Annotated in this window: 3 protein-coding genes; all 3 read left to right on the top strand. The window is 43.5% G+C overall.

The window, feature by feature from the left end:
* Positions 1-170: 170 nt before the first annotated feature.
* Genes FDP13_RS05100 through FDP13_RS05090 form a run of 3 tightly spaced genes read left to right on the top strand, consistent with a single transcriptional unit; the run spans position 171 to position 1,992 of the window.
* Positions 171-440, top strand: coding sequence for an acyl carrier protein (locus tag FDP13_RS05100; RefSeq protein ID WP_033576299.1), 270 nt, complete (start codon positions 171-173; stop codon positions 438-440).
* 26 nt (positions 441-466) lie between these two features.
* Positions 467-1,630, top strand: a complete 1,164-nt coding sequence (locus FDP13_RS05095) for a cupin-like domain-containing protein (RefSeq protein WP_143838909.1) — start codon at positions 467-469, stop codon at positions 1,628-1,630.
* Positions 1,630-1,992: a hypothetical protein gene (locus FDP13_RS05090; RefSeq protein WP_231578091.1), complete on the top strand. Its 363-nt coding sequence runs from the start codon at positions 1,630-1,632 to the stop codon at positions 1,990-1,992. The genes FDP13_RS05095 and FDP13_RS05090 overlap by 1 nt, the downstream gene beginning before the upstream one ends.
* The last annotated feature ends 110 nt before the right edge of the window (positions 1,993-2,102 follow it).

Below are 2,102 nucleotides of genomic sequence, written 5' to 3'. Positions count from 1 at the left end.
ACACGGAGTGAGTGTATACCCTTCATACTTCAAGTTGCAGGTGCGTTGGCTGCCCTCACTCACCCCAGTCACTTACTTGTGTAAGCTCCTGGGGATTCGCTCGATTGCCGCCTTCCTGCAACTCGAATTATTTTGGGTATAGTTATTTCTGGATGAAATAGAGGTGAATAATGAATGAGTTAGATGAAGCATTGTCAGGCTATCTGGTTACATTGGCCGCCAGGATACTGAAATGTGAACAAGCGAATATCGAGTGGGAAAGCGATATTGATGAATATGGTTTTGAGTCGATGGAAGTGAATCAATATTGTGCTGAGTTGAACACGTTTTTTTCTATCAAGTTAACCCCGGTGGTATTTCTGGAAGTTAATTCACTTCAGGGGTTGAGTGACTATTTGAAAAAACATCATTTCAATAACCTTGAAGCCGCTCTTCTCTGAGTCCTGAATCCAAAAGGAAGATATTTATGGAAAAATATGACATCCAAAGCGAAACGCAACGGAAAGTGTTTGAAATGATGCCGTCTTTCTTTCTCTCTCAGGAAGAACAGGCCAATTTTCACTTTATGATGCATATGCGTCTGCTGTTGAAATCCCCCGATTTTATGGATACCTTCGAACGTGATTTATTCGAGAAAAAGTTGGCGGATTTACAGGCGGCGTATCCTGATTTGGCCGATACGGACTGTGCCGATACATTTATTAAAATGAAGTCTTACGATTTTTCAGATATGGATCGCGCGACTTTTCAGAAAATGATCAATGATGCCGGTACGCCGCCGATTATTGCCAAAGGTTTTCTCAATGATACGAAAGCCGTTCAGGAGTGGAGCCATGATTATCTGATTGAACACTATAAAGATACGGAGATTATTGCCGTCGGCTATGATGAGAAGGGAAACAGTTTGAAAAAACTCAAACTGGAGAAAATACTCCGTTCTCAATTGGACAAAGATTCCAGAGTCAGTTATTACATTAACAACTCGGCGGAAATTTTTAATGACTACCCTGACCTGATTGATGAAGTGGGGGCGGGAAAAATTCTTGATCTGTTCCATGGTCACTCGGCGAATAGTTTTAGCCAGTTATTTGTGGGTAATTTGCGAACCTGGGGAACTAACTGGCATCAGGGGAATGATATTTCCTGTGCGTTGATGATAAGCGGAGTAAAACGCTGGTACTTTGTCGATCCCCGGTTGGGGTATATCTTGCGCCCATTCCTTGATGGGGCAAATGGGATGTCAGCGAAAATGGATGCGCGTTTGGATATCAACTTTCATAAAATTCACAACCCACTTTACGCTTATGCGCCCAAGTTCTATGTCGATTTGGAGCCAGGCGATGTGCTCTTTTTCACCAAATACTGGCCTCATGCCGTCATCAATACGACGCCGCTGCAGATCATGGCGAATATGCGGATGACGGAAGTGAATCTGGAAACCATGACGAAAGGCAAAGATGTCCCCACGTTGATGCCGGTGTATGACAATATCCTGAATTCTGATCCATCCTTTATCAAATTCAAATTCGATATTTTCAATAGTCTGGGTAAAAAATCCAAAACTATCGGAGATGAGAACTATTTTTCTGCCTACAACACCACCAGTGATGTTCTGAGTAAGGAAGATTAATGATGAGCGAGTATCTGATAAATTCCGGAAACTTTAATATGATTATTTGTCCGGCGGATAAAGCCTACTATATTCTGGATGATGATCCGGCATCGGCAGAGACGGTAAAGGAGTTTCTGGCAGGGGGAAAAGTCCAGTATAGTCGGCTTAAACCTCTCTGGTTTCGTTATCGGGCGGATGAATCGTGGCAGGATTTTGATAAAAAAGAATACCGTTTAGGGCAGGAGCTTTCTGAAGCAGAACTGATCGACCGTTTTGTATTGAAAAAATTTAACTTTGGCAGTCTGGTCGCGGTCAGGGATTCTCAGGCCGGGACCGTCAAAGTATTTAAGCGGGACAAATTGCAATTGTCGGCGAATTAGCGAACTGTTCGTCCGAAGAGAAAAGGAATGCACGCCATCGTTTGATTCCCAGTCGCTGTACTCAGCACGAAAAACCGTGTGCAGCGACCGGGTAACGGCGTCAGATAAGG

Origin of the sequence: Dickeya sp. ws52 (assembly GCF_007210685.1) — a bacterium.
Classification (GTDB): domain Bacteria; phylum Pseudomonadota; class Gammaproteobacteria; order Enterobacterales; family Enterobacteriaceae; genus Dickeya; species Dickeya chrysanthemi.
The sequence above is the reverse complement of the archived record's forward strand: the minus strand, read 5'-3'. Positions and strand labels throughout refer to the sequence as shown.